The 16143-nt window shown below is 27.8% G+C and carries 12 protein-coding genes and 1 pseudogene; 9 read left to right on the plus strand and 4 right to left on the minus strand.

What is annotated here, in order from left to right:
- Window positions 1-166: 166 nt before the first annotated feature.
- Window positions 167-1552, plus strand: a complete 1386-nt coding sequence (locus tag B2W91_RS13395) for a peptidoglycan-binding protein (RefSeq protein WP_291581732.1) — start codon at window positions 167-169, stop codon at window positions 1550-1552.
- 428 nt (window positions 1553-1980) lie between these two features.
- Here B2W91_RS13395 and B2W91_RS13400 read toward each other — a convergent pair whose 3' ends face one another.
- Window positions 1981-2187: a hypothetical protein gene (locus tag B2W91_RS13400; RefSeq protein WP_291581735.1), complete on the minus strand. Its 207-nt coding sequence runs from the start codon at window positions 2185-2187 to the stop codon at window positions 1981-1983.
- Window positions 2188-2201: 14 nt separating this feature from the next.
- Window positions 2202-2891, minus strand: coding sequence for a TraX family protein (locus tag B2W91_RS13405; RefSeq protein ID WP_291581737.1), 690 nt, complete (start codon window positions 2889-2891; stop codon window positions 2202-2204).
- A gap of 441 nt (window positions 2892-3332) precedes the next feature.
- Between B2W91_RS13405 and B2W91_RS13410 the strand changes: the two genes are divergently transcribed.
- The 3 genes and pseudogenes from B2W91_RS13410 (at window position 3333) to B2W91_RS13420 (ending at window position 7716) form a co-directional block, all read left to right on the plus strand.
- The gene (locus B2W91_RS13410; protein WP_291581740.1) at window positions 3333-4019 is read left to right on the plus strand and encodes a response regulator transcription factor; all 687 of its coding nucleotides are present in this window, start codon (window positions 3333-3335) and stop codon (window positions 4017-4019) included.
- Entirely contained in the window at window positions 4009-5514 is a 1506-nt protein-coding gene (locus B2W91_RS13415) for a sensor histidine kinase (RefSeq protein WP_291581742.1), read from the plus strand. Before B2W91_RS13410 ends, B2W91_RS13415 begins: the two co-directional genes overlap by 11 nt.
- Window positions 5515-5951: 437 nt before the next feature.
- Window positions 5952-7716, plus strand: a pseudogene (locus B2W91_RS13420) (heme NO-binding domain-containing protein).
- Between the two features lie 422 nt (window positions 7717-8138).
- Here the strand turns inward: B2W91_RS13420 and B2W91_RS13425 are convergent.
- Together B2W91_RS13425 and B2W91_RS13430 are read right to left on the minus strand one after the other, a co-directional pair.
- On the minus strand, window positions 8139-9044 hold the full coding sequence (locus B2W91_RS13425) for a radical SAM protein (RefSeq protein ID WP_291581744.1): 906 nt from the start codon (window positions 9042-9044) through the stop codon (window positions 8139-8141).
- A 223-nt stretch (window positions 9045-9267) separates the two neighbouring features.
- Window positions 9268-10350: a transporter gene (locus B2W91_RS13430; protein WP_291581746.1), complete on the minus strand. Its 1083-nt coding sequence runs from the start codon at window positions 10348-10350 to the stop codon at window positions 9268-9270.
- Between the two features lie 223 nt (window positions 10351-10573).
- Here B2W91_RS13430 and splB point away from each other — a divergent pair, with 223 nt between their 5' ends.
- The 5 genes from splB (at window position 10574) to B2W91_RS13455 (ending at window position 16024) form a co-directional block, all read left to right on the plus strand.
- A complete protein-coding gene (splB, locus tag B2W91_RS13435) occupies window positions 10574-11581 on the plus strand; it encodes a spore photoproduct lyase (RefSeq protein WP_291581748.1) in 1008 nt (335 codons plus the stop codon).
- Between the two features lie 418 nt (window positions 11582-11999).
- Window positions 12000-12938, plus strand: a complete 939-nt coding sequence (locus B2W91_RS13440) for a TIGR01212 family radical SAM protein (protein WP_291581750.1) — start codon at window positions 12000-12002, stop codon at window positions 12936-12938.
- Window positions 12935-13642 (plus strand): 2-phosphosulfolactate phosphatase family protein, encoded by a 708-nt coding sequence (locus B2W91_RS13445; protein WP_291581753.1) that lies wholly within the window; start codon window positions 12935-12937, stop codon window positions 13640-13642. The genes B2W91_RS13440 and B2W91_RS13445 overlap by 4 nt, the downstream gene beginning before the upstream one ends.
- A gap of 595 nt (window positions 13643-14237) precedes the next feature.
- A complete protein-coding gene (locus B2W91_RS13450) occupies window positions 14238-14912 on the plus strand; it encodes a response regulator transcription factor (protein WP_291581756.1) in 675 nt (224 codons plus the stop codon).
- The gene (locus tag B2W91_RS13455; RefSeq protein WP_291581759.1) at window positions 14897-16024 is read left to right on the plus strand and encodes a sensor histidine kinase; all 1128 of its coding nucleotides are present in this window, start codon (window positions 14897-14899) and stop codon (window positions 16022-16024) included. The genes B2W91_RS13450 and B2W91_RS13455 overlap by 16 nt, the downstream gene beginning before the upstream one ends.
- Window positions 16025-16143: the final 119 nt, after the last annotated feature.

The raw sequence follows: 16143 nt of genomic DNA on the forward strand, positions 1-16143 counted from the left end.
TTAGAGTAGTTTATCTATATACCGACTAGTTATTTTTTAAATATATTTAATTATTAAATATAAAAGTTAAATTTATTAATAATATAAAATAAAAAGCAGGTTATTCATATGTTTACATATATTAGCATAAAATATAATTGAAGCATTTTAATTAAGGAGTATTTATATGGCTGATACAGGCAAAATAGTAGTTAATGTCTATAGACAAAATAGTTATATTCCAATTACTGGTGCAAGGGTGACAATAACTCCAGTAGGAGGAGAAACGAGACAGGCGATCGTACTATCAACTGATAGCTCCGGACAAACAGAAGCTGTTGAAGTAAGTGCACCACCTATAGAACTTACACTGGATCCACAACAAGCTGAAATGCCTTATAGTCTTTGGAATGTAAACGTTGAAGCAGAAGGATATGAGCCAGTAACTGTGGAAGGGTGTCAAGTAGTATCTGAAACTACATCTATACAAAATTTTAACCTAGTAAATTTATCTAGAAGCGATAGAGAAATACAGATAGGAAGAATAATAATTGTACCTGATGTAACTTTGTTTGGAATTTTTCCACCTAAAATTCCTGAAGATCCTGAGAAAACTTTACCACCTCCACCAACTGGATTTGTTGTATTACCTGAGCCAATAGTACCTGAATATATAACAGTTCATGCAGGTGCACCAACTAACCCAGCAGCACCAAACTATAGGGTGCCATTTAAAGATTACATTAAGAATGTTGCAAGCTGTGAAATATATGCAACTTGGCCAGAAAGCACAATAAGAGCTAATCTATATTGTATAATATCTTTTACATTAAATAGAATTTTTACTGAATGGTATAGAGGCAAAGGATATAATTTTGATATTACAAATTCTACTGCTTTTGACCATGCGTTTACTTATGGAAGAAATACCTTTGACGTTTTTGATAGGATTGTTGATGAGGTATTTACAACTTATATTAGAAGAAGAGGAGCAAAACAGCCACTATTAGCTCAATATTGCGATGGCCAAAGAGTTAAATGTCCAGGATGGCTGACTCAGTGGGGAAGCAAATATTTAGGAGATCAAGGAAGAGTACCTTATGAAATTTTAACTCATTTCTATGGAAATGATATTGATTTAGTTAGAGCTGAAAGAGTAGCAGGAAGTCCACAATCTTATCCTGGTTTTACATTAGGAATTGGCACTACTGGAGAACCAGTAAGAGTAATTCAAACTCAGTTAAATAGAATAGCACAAAATTATCCTTTAATACCTAGAGTAGCAGTGGATGGAGTGTATGGAGCTAACACTGCAGAAAGTGTTAGAGTATTTCAAAAGGTATTCAATCTTCCACAAACAGGAACGGTAGATTATGCAACTTGGTATCAAATATCAAATATATTTGTAGGCGTTACTAGAATTGCTGAATTGAGAAGTAGTATGGGTATAAATTCTAAGGAAGCTAGAACCTTAGAAGAAGAATTAAATAGAAGTAGCACATCAATATTTATTCCGCCTACACCATATAAAGGAATATGGAATGTACCAAGAGTGGAATATCCAATAGATTAAAATAAATAAGCATTTTATAGTATTAATTTAATAGATTAGATTAAAAACGATTATTAATAGAGTGTAAATGTAAAATAAGGCATGATTTTCATCATGCCTTATTTTTTCGGGATCATTGGGATTGATTTATTAAAGTTTATCATAGTAACTATCATTTATATCTTTATAGCTAAGATTTAAATTGGCTTAACCTAAAAGATATTTAAGAGAAAATCTTAGAATATTTATATAAGTTTATGATTCAAGTTATTTCTCTATAGAATAAAATCTATAAAATAATATTTGGGGAAGTGATTAAAAAATGCTTATAGAACTTTATCTAATATATAATAGCTACAATTAAAAACATTTTAATAATGTTATTTTAATAAGACTTTATTATATAATTCTTATAATAAGATTAAAATTTGATGAATAAGCCATAAAGGTTATCTTTGCTTATGCAATTTCGATTGAATTTTGTAAGTAAAGGTCTGAAGTTCTCCGTTCAAGGTAGTTAGACCTCTCTCAATCTTAACCCCATTGTATTTCATAAAGCTACTTCCAGAGTTCATATACATATAATTGTTTAAGCCTACAAGTAATATAAAGATGCTAAATATGATAATAACTATATTTACAATTTTCTTTTTCATATATATCCTCCTACTTAAATAAGTAAAAAATTACTTATAATATATAGCAATAAAATATGAACTGGATAAAAGGCATAAAAAGCATATTTAAAACTTTTGCCTTTTTCACCATTATATTTTTTTATAAATATTAAAGAAAGAAGGGAGGCGCATTGCAAGAAAAGACGTAAATTTAAATTACCATTTATAAAGATATATTTATAAAAAGGTGCAATATGAACTATATTTATAATAATCTGCACTATAATTAGCTTTGTAAAATTATTTTTGAACAATTTAAATGCTAATATAGTTAAAACACCATATATCCCATATTCAGCACAAAATATATAAGAAGATATAACTATAGCTGATACAACTATAACTTTTAATATCTTATTTAATAGTTGGTTTTCAGAAAATTCATAGTCAGTAGCATATAGTGCCATAAGGCCAATGAATAATGTAAAAAATATATTTAACTGAGTCCCGCGAAAGGTTAGCATATAAGGTACTTGGGAGATTAAAGCAAAAATGAGAAGTCGTATTGAATATTTTTTAATGCTATGGGTATGCATATAGCCTTCTGTAATTAAATAAGCGAATATAGGAAAAGCAATTCTCCCTATAACTCTCAAAAACAAATATTGTGGAAATAGAACGAAACCTATGTGATCTATAAGCATACAAATACAAGCAGTTAGCTTTAAGTGAAAATTGTTCATAAATATCACCTCATTTATAAATTTTTAAATGCAAATTAGAATAACGCTATTATAAGTTGCCTAGTAAGGAAATAGAACTCACAATCTTAATTAATGGGAATTTGAAAATTGATAGTTAATTCTCAGCGGAGCATGGGAATTTTTCAATTTATTTGTTTGCTAGAATATATATTTATTGTTATGTAATGTATATTCCGTAATAAAACGTATATTCCATAATAAAGCAATAAATCCTTTTATATATTGTTAATATTTAAAATATATTCATAGTGTATAGGAATAAAAAAATGGAGGATTTGTGTTGCAGTATTTGTAAAAGCTAAATTTTTCGTAACAACTATTAGTAAATATACAATTTGAAATAAAACAAAATCCTTCTGAAAATATGTTAATATTGGTTTATAATATAAATAAATAAAGATTTATAAGAGGTGAAAATTAATGAATAAGACAATTCTTGTTGTTGATGATGAAGAAAGCATAAGAAGATTATTAGGGGCTTATTTATCGAAAGAAAAATATAATGTTATTTATGCAGTAAATGGTGTGGATGCTCTAAATAAATTAAAAAATGACGAGGTTCACCTTATAATCTTAGATATAATGATGCCTATCATGGGAGGATTTGAAGCATTACAACTTATAAGACAAAGCTATGATATTCCTATTATAATGCTCAGTGCAAAGGAAGAAGAACAAGATAAGCTTTTAGCTTTTGGATTTGGAGTAGATAACTACGAAACCAAGCCTTTTAGTCCTAAAATATTGGTGGCAAAAGTTAATGCACTGATTAAAAGAACTTATGGTAGCGAAGTTAAGAGTGAAGATGTGTATGATCTTGATGGTTTGTGTATAAATGAGAGATCACATATAGTAACTGTGGATAAATTAGAAATTTCTTTAACTCCTACAGAATTCTCTTTACTTATGTACTTTGTAAAAAATAAAAATATTGTGCTAACTAGAGAACAAATTTTGGACGGGGTTTGGGGGTATGACTTTGATGGAGATTTTAGAGTAGTAGATACCAGTGTTAAAAGACTGAGAGAAAAGTTAAGGGATAAATCCAAGTTAATTCAAACAGTTAGAGGTTTTGGATATAAATTTGAGGTTAAAAATGAGATATAATATAAGATATAAGGAGAGTATATCAACAAAGCTATTTATAATTACTACACTAATTTTTACATTGTTCTTAAGCTTTAGTCTTTTAATACAAAGAATATTTTTTCAAAGTATGTATTCTAATAAGAAAAAGCAAGAAATAAGAACGAATACTGTTAAGTTTTCTCAAAGATATGATAAATTAAAGAATTATAAAGAGCTAACAGAACTTATGGAAGAATATGGGGAGAAGTATAATACATATTTAGCAATAGTAGAATATAAATATGAGTTTACTATTACATCTAATATTGAAATAGAAGGAGAAAGTAATAGAAGAGGTAAATATGTACATCAGATCTTAGCTGAGTTAAATACAAATGAATTATTAAGAGATAAGCTTTTAAAGGAAAACATAGTTGTCTTTTCCGTAGAGACAACATATAGTGAGAATAAAGATTTAGTTTGTATAAAGCTAGACGATAATAAACTTATAATAGGAACTACATCATTTCAGCCTATTGATGAAGGTATTAGTGTTATAGAGGAGTTTTATAAATACTTTTATGTAGTAGCAATATTTATAATTTTAGTGTTATCTTTTATATACTCTATAATGATTACTAATCCTCTGCGAAGAATAAACTCAACTGCAAAGAAAATGAGTAATTTAGATTTTAGTGAAAAATGCGAAGTAGTATCTGAAGATGAAATAGGCAATTTAGCAATAACATTAAACTTCCTTTCAGAAAACTTGTATCGTGCATTATCTTCATTGCAAAGAGCAAATATCCAGCTTCAAAAAGATATAGAAAAAGAAAGAAAAGTGGAAGAGGCTAGAAAAGAATTCGTGGCAGCAGTATCACATGAGCTTAAAACTCCTATAACTATAATTAAAGGTTATATAGAAGGTATTAAGGATGATGTATTTTCAGAAGAAGAGAAAAATGAATCCTTAGATATAATTTTAGAAGAGACTAATAAAATGGGCAAGCTTGTAAAAGATATGTTAAATTTATCTGCATTAGAAAGTCATGCTACAGAACTTAAGCATGAAATATTTAACCTTAGTGAAATGATAGAGAAAAATATAAAAAGTTTAAACAATGAAATAAATGATAAAGATATAACCGTTGATAGAAACTATATTTCTGATGTTTATATAAAAGCAGATAAATTTAGAATAGAACAGGTTATAACTAATTTTTTAACTAATGCTATAAGACATACTGAGCCTTTGGGAGTTATATGGGTATCTATGAATTTCGAAGATAATAGGCTTAGGGTATCTTTTGAAAACACGGCAAATCCTATATCACCTGAAGAAATGAACAATATATGGAGTAAATTTTATAAAGCTGATAAGTCAAGAAGTAGGACTTCGGGGGGAAGTGGATTAGGACTTTCTATAGTTAAAAATGTATTAGAGCTTCATGATATGGAATATGGGGTAAGAAATACAGAAAGAGGAGTAGAGTTCTACTTTTATGCAGAAGTAGAAGATGTTAAAAACAATTAGTATATAATTTCTTAATATTTTTTTAGATAGCTATGAAAATTCTACTAAAATTAATATAGTATAATTAAACTATTGAAAAAATATTTAGAATTTTGGTATTATAGTCTTACAACATAGGGGAAATTTTAGGATATGTTAACTTTATATGGAGCTATGAATAACTTATACAATTATAGGATAAATATGTTTAGAATTATTTATTTATAAAGATATTGCTTAGAACTATATAAGTTAAATTCAATGCTTATTTTAAATTTAAACAAGGCATCTTGAAGAAAAATAGTCATTATTCTAGGATATTTATGTCATAATAAATCGTAAAGATTAAAGATATTAGTTGTATCTATGGAGCATTACTTTTTAGGTGACAAAAAATATCCTTAGAATCTTTAACTAATTATTTTGTTTCAGATGCTAATTAGATGGGGGTATAAAATATGAAAGGCACAGCAGTAGCTACATGGGTTAGGACATGTAGAAATTTTTATGGAGATGGTTTTATTGATGAAGCCATGATGAATGCTGGTTTTGAAAGTAGCAAGATATTTTCTCCAGCAGAAGATGTTGACGAATTAAAAATCCAAAAGTTTATAAAATATATTTCAAATAATAAGGGAATATCAGAGGGAGAGCTTTGGAGAAAGATAGGTAAGGATAATATATATTCTTTTTCTAAAGATTTCAAAGCATTTTTTTATCATGATAATACCTATTCATTTCTTAAGTCACTTTATGATATACATACTGTAATGACTAAGAGAATACCAGGAGCTAAGCCACCAATAGTTGAGATTAAAGCTATTTCTGATAGAGAAGCTATTATAACCTATTCTTCTAAGAGAAAAATGTTTGACTATTTTTTAGGAATGCTTGAAGGTAGCTTTTCTTACTTTAAAGATGAAACTGATTTTGATGTAATTGAAAAAACAGAAGATGGATTAAAAGTTAAAATAACTTTCCATGAAGATATTAAGTATAAAAAAACTTATTTTATAANNATTTAAGGCTGCAATAGTTACATCCATAATAACGTTTTTATCTACACTACCTGTTTTAGGTCTAGGTAGTATATTTAAAGGATTGATAATTTCATTAATTAGTGGAGCAGGTGCCTTTTTAGGAACTTCATTACTTATAAGGCCACTTACTCATATTGAAAAAATACTAGATAATCTTAATAATAAGGAATTTATTGAAGAAAGTGTTCTTATAACTAATGATAGATTTGAAAGATTATATAGTAAACTTAATAGTCACATAAAGAATACAAAGAGTGATTTTGTAGGATTCAAGGGAATTACTGATGAAATGGGAACTTTCGCTAAAAACATAAGCGTTATTTCTGAAAATATGGATAAGACCTCAGAGGAAATATCTCAAGTTGTGAATCAAGTAGCAGATACTTCTGTTGAACAAGCACAAAATACGGAAAATGCTGCACATATATTAAATGATAATATCAATGCATTAAAGCTTATTGTTGATAGTGAAAATAATAATAAAGAAGAGCTTGAAACTACAATTAATAAGATTACTGATAGCTATAAACAAGTTGATAAAGCAAGTGAAAATATATTGGAAACACTAGAAAGCTTCCAAGAAGTTAAAGTCAAAGGAACTCAATTAGGTGATAAAGCTAAAGATATTACTAATATAGTTTATATAGTATCTCAAATTTCTGATATGACTAATCTACTAGCTCTTAATGCTTCTATTGAGGCAGCAAGAGCAGGAGAACAGGGTAAAGGATTTGCCGTAGTAGCTGATGAAGTTAGAAAACTTGCAGAGCAAACTAAGGATGCTGTAGAGGAAATAAATACAAATCTTGTTCAATTTGTTGATGATATTGATATGTTGGTTAAAAATATAGAAAATAAACATGATGTACTTCAAGAAGCAACTAAAGGATTAGTTCTAATAAGAGATGTAAGTAAAGAAACCACTACATCTGTTGGAACTGTATCTACTTCAATGATAAAAACAATAAATGAGTTAGATGCAGAAGCAGAATCAATTGCAAATATGTACAACAACATAGAATCCCTAGCAGCTATAGCAGAACAAAACTCAGCGGCATCACAAGAGGTGAGTGCAAATGTTAATCTATATACAGAGGAAATTAAAAACCTTATGGAAAGCATAAATGAGTTTAAGAAAATCGCTAAATTCTTTGAAGAAGATTTAGGAAAATATAAAATATAATAAAAAAGTCCATTATCATTAGGATAGTGGATTTTTTTATTTTATTATTAAAATTTACAGTTCTCAATTCATAGCTATACATATTATTTCACTCATGGGAAACCCTTATACAATTGAGAATTGATGATCGACAATTGAGAATTATTGATACTTCTCTTTCTATAAGAGAAGTTTTAAATTTATTTCTTTTCAAAGTGATGCAGTCACTTTTATTGAAAAATCTATTTAAAGAAATTAATTTATAAGAATTAATTTCCAACACAATTGTCAATTCTCCATTTTCAATTTTCACTTGATTAAGTTCATTAAAGGTGAAAAAACTAGCAATTGTATTGCTAGTAAAAAAATTTATTAAAGAAATTAGTTGATTAAAACTAATTTCCACCATAATTCTCAATTGTTCATTGTCAATTCTCAATTGATTAAACTCCTTCTAAATCAAAATTAGGTATAAAACTTTCTTTTGCAGTACCTTCTTCTTGTATAAAGGCATTCTTATATCCGAGTTCTAGACAATGACTAATAAGTGCATCGTAATGTTTAGGATTTAGAGGTTTTGTTAGTTCCTTAAATTTGTTACAATTATAAACTGGTGTGTACTGATTCATAAGACTTAGGTAAACTTTGTGATTATAAGTTCTGAATATGTAATCTACAATTTTTTTAGAATCAAATAATAATCCAGGAAGCATCAAATGCCTTATTATAACACCGTTTTTCATCATAACATCATTATCAAATGTAGGTTCACCTACTTGATTAAACATTTCTTCAATAACAGAAATTGCACTATTAAAATAGTTTTTAGCATTGGAATATTTTATTGCATATTTATCATTAAAATATTTTAAATCTGGAAGGTATATATCAATATATCCTCTTAATTTTCTAAGGGCTTCTACATTTTCATATCCATTAGAATTATATACAATAGGTAAATTTAATCCATTATCTTTAGCTAATTTTATGGCCTCAATGATCTGAGGAATATAGTGGGTAGGAGTAACTAAGTTTATATTGTGAACTCCATTTTCCTGCTGCTCCAGAAATATTTCACTAAGTCTTTTGATAGAAATTTCTTTTCCCACTCCATTATGACTAATTTGGTGATTTTGACAAAAAACACATTTAAGGTTGCAATTAGAAAAGAAAACAGTACCGGAACCTTTAGAACCAGAAATACAAGGTTCTTCCCAATAATGTTTAGAAACCTTAGAAACTTTTATATTTGAATTTGAATTACAAAATCCTAGCTTTCCAACTGTTCTATCGATAGAGCAGTTTCTAGGACAAAGATTACAATTTTTTAGCATATATAAATTTTCCATAGTAAATCTCCTAGGTAAAATGTAATTTTAGGCATGTGAAAGAAATTAATAGAACGAAGATGCCTTAATATAGTAAAATTATAACCTAATATAGTAGAGAATGCACAATTTAAATAAAACATTGAGTTTTTATTGTTAGTCTTTAACTATTTATAAAACTTAATATATTATATAAAATCGCCTCTGAAAAAATTATATTATTCAGAGGCGAAAGCTTTATTTACTATTTTCTACATTTTTTCATATAGAATATGAAAGTTTGTACCACAAATATTAAGCTTATAATACCAAAGCCAGGATACAAATAAGTTATTAAATTCTTAAAACCTATTTGAGAAACTGGAAGAGCGATAAGAAGTATTATAACTACAGCTTTTTTATAAGGTATATTAAACTTTTGCTCAAGAGTTTTACCTACACTATATATATCTGATACCTCTGTTGAGAACATTTCGCACCAAATAACAAGTAGAAGGAGAACCTGCATTAATGGTCCAAACTTGCTTGCTACATGAAGTAAAGGTATTTCATATTTAAATATATTGGGGATATTTACAAGTAGCATAGAATTTATTAAAAATCCTAGCAAGGTCAATAACAATGAACCTAATATAAGCCCAAAGATAATCGCAGATTTATTTTTAATTTCTTTACTTACAGGAACAAGGACTCCACTACAGGATAACATATTGAATCCTGCATATAAAAATGACGAAATTATCCATTGATAAGGTATTATAATGTTTTTATGAACAGGTACAGTTTTCATAAATTCTAAGGACATGTTATCTCTATAATGTATTAAATAGAGAGTAAATACAGCAATTATAATAGTACAAAGTGAAGGTACAATAAAAGAGTTAATAGCAATTAGACCTTTTGTATCACGAAGCAAAGTCATAAGAGAAAGTATTGCCATTAAGATAATTCCAATATATTTTGGAAGGCCAAAATATTGTTTTAATAATGCTCCTCCACCAGCCAAAATGATTGCTGCACCAGCTACTAGAAAAAAGCTAGTTAAAACATCGGTGATTTTTCCTAGAAAGCCAGGACTTACTAAGTTTATAAGCTCGGTGTAGGAATTCAAATTGTAACGTAGACTTATGGATACTATTATAGAACTAACAAAGATATAAAATATTGCGCAAATTAATAATCCGATAAAGCTTTTATATCCATATGTAGTAAAAAACTGAGTTATTTCTTGACCAGATGCTAACCCTGCTCCAACAATAGTGCCCACAAAAACCGTAGCTGCTTGAAAAATTAAAGCTAGTTGTTTCTTCAAGTATATCTCCCCCATAATTTTATCTATATACTTTAAATATATAGGGGGTTGTACAATTTTATTCATAAGAAAAATACTTAAGTATGTGAAATAAAATAAATATTATAAATTATAGTATGAATTTCACAATCAAATCTATAAATAAAGTTAAAAGTTTCAAAGTGAATACAATGTAAATTGATGATTTCTTATGTTTAGTATTAATTTTTCTACAGACACTATTGTTGAGGTGATATACATGTTTAGTCCCAAAAGAGTAATTTTTGAAGAAAGGGCATTGACATATGACAAAGGAAAGGAGCTTTTAGAATTTTTTAAAAATCAAAATGTGGAAATAAAGTATTCTAAAAGCGGCAGAATATCTGGAAGTCCAGGTAAAAGCCCTACGGAAATGTATGGAGAAGGAAAGAATACCTTAGTTGTAGGAGTGAGAAAGACATTAAAGTTTGAGTCTTGTAAACCATCAGCTCATTATCAACTTCCGTTAGTTAGTGGATGTATGGGAATGTGTGAGTATTGTTATTTAAACACCCAAATGGGAAAAAGACCATATACAAAAATTCATGTAAATATTGAAGAAATATTGGAAAAGGCAGGAAAATACATAGAGGAGAGACTGCCTAATATAACAATATTTGAAGGCGCTGCTACTTCAGACCCTATACCAGTAGAACAGTATACAGGAGCCTTAAAAAAAGCTATTGAGTATTTTGGTGAAAATGAAAAAGCACTTTTTAGATTTGTTACTAAATATACAGAGGTGGATAGTCTTTTAGATGCAAAACATAATGGTAGAACTACTATAAGATTTAGTTTAAACATAAATGAAGTAATAAGTAAGTTTGAACATAAAACACCTAGTTTTGAAGAAAGAATAGAAGCAGCTAAAAAAGTAAGTGATGCAGGATATAATTTGGGATTCATAATTGCTCCAGTGTTTTTAGAGGATAATTATCAAGAAAAATATTATGAACTTTTATATAGGATTAAAGAAAAAATTCCAAATACAAAAATAAACTTTGAAGTAATTTCTCATAGATTTACCAAAAGAGCTAAAGAAAATATATTAAGTATATTTCCTAAAAGTATTTTACCTATGGACGAAGAACTAAGAAAGTTTAAATTTGGTCAATTTGGTTATGGAAAATATATTTATAAGGATGATGAGATGAAAGAATATAAAGAGTTCTTTACAAAGAGTATAAATGAACTTTTTGGAGAGGAAAATATAAATTATATAATTTAAAAATAATATGGAAAAGTATAATCAATGATTTATTAACAATAGAAATTTTATGATTTGAATACATTAATTATAAAAGCATAAGCCTCTTAAGTGTAAACTAGCAATCAAATTGCTAGCTTTTTCTTTCAAAAAAATAAATTTAAACTAAACAAGTAATATTGATTAATTATTTATTATATAAAAGTATGGAAGTGGATTTTAATTTAGGGTTCCACAATAAAAATTTAACTTATGCATGATTTTAATTTCCATAATAAAATTTTTGCGATGAATTATTTCTTATTAGTTTTAAACTTGGAGATAAGGATTTTATCATATTAAAAGAATACTATTTATATATATTTTGCGTTATAATTTAGGTATTGTTATTAATAATATATTTTAGTGATAAAAAATTATGCTTAGAAAGGAATATGCTATGACAAAGAACTGGAAGGGAAAAAGATATCATAATTTAAATTGTTTTTTAAGAGAAAAATTTGGACAAAAGGTATTTAAAATATCTTTAGATGCAGGCTTTTCTTGCCCTAATAGGGATGGCACTATAAGCAAAGGTGGATGTGTATTTTGCTCTGAGAGAGGTTCAGGAGATTTCGCAGGAGATAGATGCTTTTCTATATCTAAGCAATTTGAAGATATAAGAATGATGATGAATAAAAAGTGGAAAGATGGAAAATACATAGCTTATTTTCAAGCTTATACTAATACTTATGCAGCTATTGATATTTTAAGAGAAAAGTATGAAGAGGCAATAAATCAACAAGATGTAGTAGCATTAGCTATTGCTACAAGGCCTGATTGTTTAAGTAAAGAGGTTCTAGATTTAATTGAAGAGTATTCAAACAAAGTTTATACATGGGTAGAATTGGGACTTCAAACCTCAAAAGATGAAACGGCAAGGCTTATTAATAGAGGCTACGAGCTTTCACTCTTTGAAGAAGGAGTTAGAAATTTAAGAAAAAGAAATATTGATGTAGTAACGCACGTAATTTTTGGATTGCCTGGTGAAAGTAAGATAGATATGATAAACACAATAAATTATGTAGCACATAGTGATATTCAAGGAATAAAAATACACCTTCTTCATCTTATGAAAGATACTCCTTTAGAAAAGTTTTATAAAAATGGTGATTTAAAGCTTATGGAGATGGCAGAATATATAGATTTAATATGTGAGTCTATAACCTTACTTCCTGAAAGTACGGTAATACATAGATTAACTGGTGATGCACCTAGAGATCTATTAATAGGACCTATGTGGAGTTTAAAGAAATGGGAAGTTTTAAATGCTATAGATAAAAAGTTGGAAGATGAGAATTTATATCAAGGTATGAATTTTAAGGGGGAGATTTTATGAAAATTGATATAATAATTTCTGCTAGCGACATTAAAGAAGAAAAAATTAAAGATAAAGTTGTTGTGGTTATTGATGTCCTTAGGGCTACTTCCGTAATGGTTACAGCGTTAAATAATGGATGTAAAGAAGTTATACCTGTATGTCATGTAGAGGAAGCTAGAGAAATTGTTAAAGAAGCTAGAGAAAAATATATATTAGGTGGAGAACGAAACGCTCTTAAAATAGAGGGCTTTGATTATTCTAATTCTCCACTAGATTATACAAGAGAAAACATTCAAGGTAAAACATTAGTTATGACTACAACTAATGGTACAAAGGCTATAAAGAATGCAAAAGGGGCAAGTAGAATATTCTTAGCTTCTATGATAAATGGAAAAGCTATTGCAAATAAGTTAATAGAATTAAATAAAGATATAGTATTTATAAATGCTGGTACATATGGTCAGTTCTCCATAGATGACTTTATTACTAGTGGATATATAATAGAATTAATAAAAAAGGAAATAGAGGTAGAGCTTACAGATATAGCAGTAACTTCAAATTATGTGTATAGCAATAATGAAGATATATTCTCCTTTGTACAGGGTGCTTCTCATTATAAAAGAATATTAGAGCTAGGACTAGAAGAAGATCTGAAATATTGTCTTTCTAAGGATTTAGTTGATATAGTACCAGAGTATAAGGATGGAAGAATAAATATATAATATGAAGAAAGCGGAGTAGATTATACACCTCAGAGAACTTCTATAATTGTCCATTGTCAATAGTCAATTTTCAATTGTATAAGTAAGCCTCAAAATAAACCTATGTTTATTTTGAGGCTTTGCTATGTCTTTTCCTAAGGAGTAAAATTTCATATATTACTGTATAGAGGGTAAAAAGGGATATAAAAGTTATTTGTTCTTTTTCGCTCATATTATAAGTTGCCAGCACAATTAAAAGGGGAAAAAATATAAAAATTTGAATAAGCCTAAAGGTGGATAGTTTTTTCAAAAAATCACCTCTTTTACTTCCAAATATTTACTATATGTATATTGTTACATTAATATTACTAAAAGTAAATAAAAACATTATTACAAATAAGTCCATAAATATCTTTAATACATGTCGAAATATATAATTAATGAGAGATTGAAGAAAATTTCTTGTTTAACTTTAAAATATTTGTAAATATGAGTAGTTAGGAACACTTTTCATGTCCACACTTATATACTAATGCCAAATGGCAAAAATAACATTAACTTTTAATTAACATTAAGTGTGTTATAATTTATTGATTAAAATATATAGAGGTGGATTATGAGGATACTTATTATAGAAGATGACAAAGATTTAGCGAATATAACTAAGAAAAGTCTTGAGGAATTTGGATTTTGTTCTGATATTGGTAATAATGGGTATGATGGGGAAGAAAAAGCTTCAATTAATGAATATGATGCCATATTATTAGATTTAAATTTACCTGATAAGGATGGTTTAGATGTCTTAAATTTTATGAGAAATAAAGAAATACTTACCCCAATAATAATTGTTACAGCTAGAGATGAAGTAAAGCAAAGAGCTATGGGGTTAGATTTAGGAGCAGATGATTATTTAGTAAAACCTTTTGATTTAATAGAACTAAGAGCAAGAATACAAGCGGTTGTACGAAGATTCTATGGAAGAGTAAACTCTGAAATAAAAATAGGAGAATTAACAATAGATCCTAAAATCAGAATTGCTAAGTATGATTCAAAAGAAATAAAATTATCGGCTAAAGAATTTGATATTTTAGAATATATTGCAACTAAACATCCTCATGTTGTTTCTAGTGAAGACATTGCAGAGCATATATATGATGAATTTTTTGATCCATTTTCTTCAGTGCTTAGAGTTCATATATCTAATTTAAAGAAAAAATTAAAAAGTGTTGCTGAACTAGATATATTAATAACATTGAAAGGTAAAGGATATAGACTATGGGAAAAAGATTAAGCTATAAAAGTAAGCTAAATATTCTATTGATAAGTTATTCGTTTATTGTAACCATGGTAGTACTTATATTGGGGTTTATATTAATTAATAAGCTTGAAATTCCTATGAAAAACCTTACAGATAGTTATTTTATTGGATATACTCAGAAAGAAATAACAGATACAGTAATAAAGCATGAAGGTTTCACTAAACCGATACAAGATTCTAATAAAGTAGTTACAGCTATTGAGTTAAAAGAAAGTTATAGTAAAATACTAATGAAAAATGGAATAGTGATTATGATATTTACATTTGCATTAGTAATGACTATATCAGTATTAATATCTAAACTTTTAAGTAAGAAAATTATATATCCAATAGAAAAGATTACATCATCACTTCCCGATATTATCAATAATGATGAAGAAATTAATGATGACATTTTTATAGGTGAGCTTAGCGGGATAAAGAGTGCTTTGGAAAAGTCAACATACAAAATAAAGCTATTATTAACCGAAGCAAATCATATTAATTCATACATAACTCATGAGCAAAAGAATACGTTAGCTTTATTAAGAGCAAAAATACAAATGGGAGAGCGTGATGAACTTATTAGTATAGTTGACAAAATGAGTTCTAGTTTAGATGATATTTTAGCAATAAATGCTACGGAAAATATGGAGTGTCATGAAGAGATTGATTTAGGAGTTATATGCGCTGAGGCTACAGATGTATATAGAAAAGTATATAAAAATATAGAATTACAAATAGACGAAGAGGAAATTCCAATGATTAATGGAAGGGAACTTTGGATATATAGAGCGGTGTGTAATCTTATAGAAAATGCTATAAAGTATGGAGATAATAGCAGTATTATAGTTAAGGTATATAACAAGAATGGTAGTGCAATAATTTGCGTTGAAGATATGGGGAAAGGTATAGATAAAGAAATTATTGATAAGATATTTAATTATAAATATAGGGGTGAAAACTTAAAAAAAGATGGCCATGGTATAGGGCTTAGTCTTGTAGCACATATAACAAAGCTATGCAATGGAACTACTTTTGTTGAAAGTGAAAAGGATAAAGGAACAAAATTTTATATGGTATTTAGGGCATTAACAATAGATTAACATAGCCTTTGATAATATGTATATAAATATATTGAATCTGTTAAGTAGTTATGAAAAAATAGCTTAATTTTTCATAGAATTACTCGCTCTTTTAAAATTGTATAAGTTTGTTTATTTTA

The sequence above is a fragment of the Clostridium sp. UBA6640 genome, assembly GCF_002455975.1.
In the GTDB taxonomy this organism is placed as follows: Bacteria; Bacillota; Clostridia; order Clostridiales; family Clostridiaceae; genus Clostridium_J.

Coding starts and splice junctions, on each gene's coding strand:
- splB (WP_291581748.1), top strand. CDS start 10,574: ATGTTTAGTCCCAAAAGAGTAATTTTTGAAGAAAGGGCATTGACATAT.
- B2W91_RS13405 (WP_291581737.1), bottom strand. CDS start 2,891: ATGAACAATTTTCACTTAAAGCTAACTGCTTGTATTTGTATGCTTATA.
- B2W91_RS13445 (WP_291581753.1), top strand. CDS start 12,935: ATGAAAATTGATATAATAATTTCTGCTAGCGACATTAAAGAAGAAAAA.
- B2W91_RS13440 (WP_291581750.1), top strand. CDS start 12,000: ATGACAAAGAACTGGAAGGGAAAAAGATATCATAATTTAAATTGTTTT.
- B2W91_RS13425 (WP_291581744.1), bottom strand. CDS start 9,044: ATGGAAAATTTATATATGCTAAAAAATTGTAATCTTTGTCCTAGAAAC.
- B2W91_RS13400 (WP_291581735.1), bottom strand. CDS start 2,187: ATGAAAAAGAAAATTGTAAATATAGTTATTATCATATTTAGCATCTTT.
- B2W91_RS13415 (WP_291581742.1), top strand. CDS start 4,009: ATGAGATATAATATAAGATATAAGGAGAGTATATCAACAAAGCTATTT.
- B2W91_RS13455 (WP_291581759.1), top strand. CDS start 14,897: ATGGGAAAAAGATTAAGCTATAAAAGTAAGCTAAATATTCTATTGATA.
- B2W91_RS13430 (WP_291581746.1), bottom strand. CDS start 10,350: ATGGGGGAGATATACTTGAAGAAACAACTAGCTTTAATTTTTCAAGCA.
- B2W91_RS13410 (WP_291581740.1), top strand. CDS start 3,333: ATGAATAAGACAATTCTTGTTGTTGATGATGAAGAAAGCATAAGAAGA.
- B2W91_RS13450 (WP_291581756.1), top strand. CDS start 14,238: ATGAGGATACTTATTATAGAAGATGACAAAGATTTAGCGAATATAACT.
- B2W91_RS13395 (WP_291581732.1), top strand. CDS start 167: ATGGCTGATACAGGCAAAATAGTAGTTAATGTCTATAGACAAAATAGT.